The sequence below is a fragment of the Kitasatospora sp. NPDC001225 genome, from assembly GCF_053597855.1.
In genome coordinates this window covers 1-5,129 of sequence record NZ_JBSFJC010000258.1, presented here as the reverse complement: position 1 = coordinate 5,129, position 5,129 = coordinate 1, and the positions used below count along the sequence as shown (strand labels likewise).

Here is a 5,129-nt window from a genome sequence, read left to right as displayed (position 1 = left end):
CCGACGCTCTCCCGATCTTGCCTCTACCTTCGCGGCGTACCTGCGGGCCCTTTTGTGGGACACGCCCCCGGGTCGGCCGGCCCGGGCGGCCGCGCTGGCCGCCGTCCACGAGCGGCTGGTCGACTGGCGCTACCGTCTCGCCGTCGCGATGGGTCCTCCTCCCGGCCCTGCCGGTGCCTTCTTCAACCCGGAGCGCTTCCGTACCCCGATCCGGGAGGGCGACACCAACTTCGACCGGCTCGGCGAGGTCGGCCGTCTGCGCGAGGGCGCGGAGTGGGACCAGGCCACGCGCGCCTACACCGGGGGCCTGGCGACCCCGGCCTCGGAAGCGATGCTTCGCTACGGCCGTCTCGCCGAGCGGCGCTTCGCCGCCGAGGGCGTCGAGGGCGACACCCTCCAGAACTGGGTGCTCCTGCCGGACGGGCGGCGGATCGCCGGCAACCGCCTCCTGCGGGGTGAGGCCGCGCACCGCGCCGACGCCGAACTCGTCGCCCGCTACGCGGCCCGGGGCCTGGACGCCTCCCGGATCGAGACCGGCGGCAGGCCGGTCTACTCGGCCACTCCCACGCCACGGGACAGCGCCGTCCTGCACTCCGCCGCCCTCGACCTCCTCGCCCGCCCCCACCTCACCGTCGAGGACTACCTGTCGGCCCGCTACCTGCTCTTCCAGGCCCCACAGAACAAGAAGGGGAGCGACGCCGTGACCAGGACGTTCATCGTCACGGTCGGCGCCGTCGCCCTTCCCGGCGCCGTGCCCGTCCTGCCCGAGGACGTCGACCTGCGCTGCTACGTGCTCGGCCAGAGCCCCTGCCATCCGTAGCCGGGCAGAGCCCGGTCGGCCCTAACCGGCCCGCGTCACGGCCGCCAGCGCCCGCCGGAGAGCTCGGCGAGCGCCTCGGTGAGGTCGGGAGGCAGGGTCCGGACGACGTTCATCGGCTGCACCAGGTACCACCCGTCCCGCCCCCGCCAGCGGGCCGGGGGCAGGGGCGCTCCCGTCCGCGGCCGGACGTGGATGCCGTGGACGGGGGTGTCACGGCCGCGGAGGTGCACCCGGCGGACGGCGACTTCGTCCACGTCGCGCCACTCGTAGCGGCAGCGGTGCAGGCCCGTCCGGGCGGCGATGAAGGTGTCGGTGATGTGCAGTTCGATGTGCCGTCGGCGCAGGAGGCTGATCAGCATCACCAGCAGGCCGAGGGCGGGCACGCCGACGATCGGCTTCCAGGAGTCGAGTCGGTCCCAGGTGCCGCTCACCGTGATCCGGACCAGGTGCAGGCCCAGCAGGGCGCCGAGCGGGCCCCAGTGCGCCAGCATGACGGCGCGGACGCGGCCGGTGAGCAGGTATGAGTCCGGGTCGCGCCGTACGGTGAGGCCGCGCCAGGTCGAGGCCGGGGGCAGGGTCAGGTCGGCGAGGGGACCGGTCGCGACCGTCGTCGCTCCGTCCGGCGTCGCCCGGGGCGCGGGGACCCCTGCGGCCCCCGAACCTCCCTGGCCTTCCTGGCCTCCCGAGCGGGGCCCGGCCTTGGCGGCCAGGTGCTGCTGGAGCCGCAGGTTGCGGAAGCGGTACGTCCCGGCGGTGCGCTGGAGCAGGCCGGCCCGGTGGGCGTCCCGCAGGAAGGTCATCAGCGGCCAGGGCAGCCGGCCGACGAGGGCCAGCGAGCACCGGGCCAGCAGCCACCGGCTCCACGGGCTGAGCAGCAGGAACGTCGCGCCCGCCCCGCACCAGGTCGCCAGCGGGTAGGACCAGTCCACCTGGTGGTACCGGTAGAGGTGGGTCCGCGACCAGTCCATCAGCCCGATCCCGGCGGCGAGCAGCGGCGCGAGGACGAGCAGCGTCACCAGGACCGAGGTCCGCTCCGAGCGCAGCAGCGCGTCGGGGGTCGCGGCGTCCACGGTGTCCGAGGGGGCCGCCAATGCGACCATCAGATAGGCGGACAACAGCACCGCCGCCACCAGTGCGATACCCTCCGCCGCCGGTGCCAGGAGCTGAAGCACGACCAGGGTGAGGATCACCGGCGGTCCGCCGATCACCACCGTGAGCCGCCAGGCCCGGCCCAGCCTCCCGTTGCGGCCGGCCGAGCGCAGGGCCCCGGCGAAGCGCAGCGGGTTGACCCGTCGTCGGGGCGTCGAGGTCTCGTCCCCGAACCAGCCCTGCCCGGCTGTGCGGACCAAGCCCGCGAGGGCGACGCCGAGGCCCACGGCGGTCCCGAAGCCGAAGGGGTGGCCGGAGCCCCCGACGGCCCCGAGCCCCAGGTCGATCAGCACCGACAGGGCGATCCCCACCACGATCAGCGCGGGCGCCGCCAGCGCCCGCGGCAGTGGCGCGCCGAACAGCCGCCACCAGGCCAGTTCGGCGGTGTCCTGGCGGTTCATCAGCCGGGCGAGGAAGGACAGCCAGGCCCGGGCCCGGTCCGGTTCCCACCGCCGGGGCGGGTGCAGGCGGTCGGGCGCCGGCGGAAGCGGCGGGAACGAGGCGGGCACGATCCGGTCGAGCAGGTGCTGCTCCACCTGCCAGGCGGTCGCGAAGCGCCCGCGGTCCAGCAGCTCGCCCGGGTCCGCCGGGGCCTGCTCGTACCCGCGCCGCAGCAGCCAGACCATCAGCGGCGTCGACAGCGCCCGGCTCACCGGGCTGCCGGGCGCCGTGCGGAGTTCGGCGAGCAGCGGCGCCCACTGCGCGGCGCGCGAGGGCTGCCGGGCCCGGTGCAGGTAGGAGGCGACGTCGCCGGGGGCCAGCGGCAGCGCCTCGATCGCCGAGTCCACCCGGAGCACGTCCCGCTGGGTGGCTACCAGTTCGCGGTAGGGCTCGGTCCGGCAGATCAGCACCACCCCGCCCTCCTGGCCCAGTTGGCGCCCGAGGGCGCCGAGCACGGCGGTCCGCCGGTGCTCGGGCAGCTCGTCGAGGCTGTCCAGGACGGGCAGCAGGCGGCGCTCGCTCACCAGTCGGCGGGCGGGGTGGAGCCCGTCCACCCGGGGCAGACCGGGGTGCTCCTCCGTGATCCGGCCAGCCAGCCAGTCGTGGAAGTTGACCCGCTCGGCGTCCCAGGACTCCAGCGAGAGCATGACGGGCACCGGGACGTCCTCGCCGCGGGTGAGCCGGCGGGCGAGCAGCTCCAGGGTGAGCAGCACGGCGAGGGTCGTCTTGCCCGCGCCGGCCCCGCCGAGGATCAGCAGGCGGCGGTGGTCGAGCCCCAGCAGGGCCTCCGCCATCGTGCCGACCCGGTCGCCGCGCCCGCCGAGTTCGGCCCCCGGCGCGAGCGCGGTGCGGCTGTGCACCCAGCGGACGGCCAACGGTTCGGGGTCGGCCATGTCCCAGGCGTCGGCCTCGGCCCGCCACTGGTACAGCAGGCTGCGGGCGAGCCGCTCCTCGGCGAGGCCGAGCGGTGTCTCCGCCGCCACGGCCCGGGGCGGCACGGTGAGGTGCAGTTCCCCGTTGAGCACACCGATCTGCACCAGGTAGTGGACCGTACTGTCGGTGACGACGTTCCGGATGTTCGTGGGCCCGTGGCCGTCTTCGAATTCCACCACTCCCCGGCTCCGCCCCTGTGTCGACCGCTGCCGCGCGAACTTCCTTTCTACCAGCGCCCGTCCACCCTGTTCGACGGACCGTCGGTTCTCCCGCGGTTCCGGTCCGGGCCGGGCGGACGGGCCCGGCCCGAACCGGTACTCGGCCGGGAAGAGCACCAGGCCGACTGGTCTCACCCAGCCCGTGCGCCGGGCACTTCGGCCCGCAGGTCTGTCACAGCCCCCTGCGATGATCACCGGCAGTGTCGACAGAACCGGAGCAGAGCATGGCCGAGCAGGTGGAGCAGGGCGTCGCGCGGGTGGCCGAGAGCATCGCGGCGAACGCACCCGAGGGATGGACGGAGGCGGTGCTGGCCAGCCGTCAAGGCCTGTTCGGCCTGGGCGTCTCCGGTCGGTACACCATCGCCGGTGAGAAGCCGCGGCCGGTCCACGGGGTCGCGATCTTCCAGGGCCTGGACGACGTGACGGCGGCGGTGGGAGCGGCCCGTGGTTGGGAGCGCACGAATCTGGAGATACGGTGCCGGCCGTCCGGCGAGTTCGCCCTGACGGCGTCCCGGCAGGTCGTCTCCCGCCTGCACGATGCCCGTCCCGGGTTCCTGGCCGTCCTGGACCACGACTGTCGGCTGTCCCAGCCGGGTTTCGCCCAGGAGGAGAGCGGCGCCGCCCCGGCGGGCGATCCGGACCTCGCGGTCACCCGGCTGCGGGCCTACCTGGAGCGGCGTGCCGACATCCTGGGACACGCCGAGAGGCTGCCACCGCCGGTGACCACCACGGCACTCGACGACGCCGAGCGCCGGCTCGGCCGGCCGCTGCCCGCCGACCTGCGAGCGCTCTACCTGATCGCCGACGGCAGCGGGGACGAGGCGATCGGCCTCTTCAGCAGCCTCGCCTGGATGCCCCTGGCACGCCTGGTCGCCGTCAACGCGAACCTGTGGGAGCCGGTGTGGTCCGGCTGGGAGACCTCCTGGGACTCGGTCGTCCTCGACGCCGAGCCGCTCGACACCGTCCGGCGCTGCCACGAGCACCCGGGCTGGCTGCCGTTCGCGACCGCCGACGACGGCAACTACCTGGCGGTCGACATGTCCCCGGCCCGGGCCGGACGTCCCGGCCAGGTGATCCAGATCGGCCGCGACTACTACGACGGGCCGCTCTACGTCTGCGACTCCGTCACCTCACTCCTCGCCCGCTACCTGGACCTGCTGGAGCGGGACGCCTACGAAGTGGAGGAGGACGAGGTCGACTACATCGAGTTCGTGGAAGGCCCACGTGAATTCGGCTCCAGCCCCGAGCTGGTGGCGGACGGAATTCCTCAGGACGTCCCACCCGGCGTTCAGACCGTCCTGATCCACTGCAACGCCCCCAGTGGGCTCATGGACCTCACCCCGCTCACCGCCGCTCCCCACCTGCGACGCCTCGAACTCCACCGCCGCCCTGTCGACGACCTGTCCCCGCTTCGGGAGCTGCCCGTCGAGTTCCTGGGCGTCACCCTGCACGGTGGCGACCTCGCGCCGCTCGCGGGCCACCGGCACCTGACCGCCCTCGACCTCGCCACATCCGGGCCCGTCGACATCGCCCCACTGCGCACCGTCCCGAACCTCCGCGGCCTGGAC

3 protein-coding genes are annotated in these 5,129 nt (G+C 74.4%); 2 read left to right on the top strand and 1 reads right to left on the bottom strand.

Going from position 1 to position 5,129, the window contains the following annotated elements; translation table 11 throughout:
- The coding region (locus tag ACWDCZ_RS38585; RefSeq protein ID WP_449818387.1) for a hypothetical protein at window positions 1-820 on the top strand (820 nt) is incomplete at its 5' end.
- A 35-nt stretch (window positions 821-855) separates the two neighbouring features.
- On the opposite strand, the gene ACWDCZ_RS38580 is transcribed toward ACWDCZ_RS38585, so the two are convergent.
- Window positions 856-3,519 carry an NACHT domain-containing protein gene (locus ACWDCZ_RS38580; protein ID WP_449818386.1) on the bottom strand — a complete coding sequence of 888 codons (2,664 nt, stop codon included), beginning with the start codon at window positions 3,517-3,519 and terminating at the stop codon, window positions 856-858.
- A gap of 242 nt (window positions 3,520-3,761) precedes the next feature.
- On the opposite strand from ACWDCZ_RS38580, the gene ACWDCZ_RS38575 reads away from it, so the two are divergent.
- On the top strand, window positions 3,762-5,129 hold a 1,368-nt coding region (locus tag ACWDCZ_RS38575; protein ID WP_449818385.1), incomplete at its 3' end, for an SMI1/KNR4 family protein.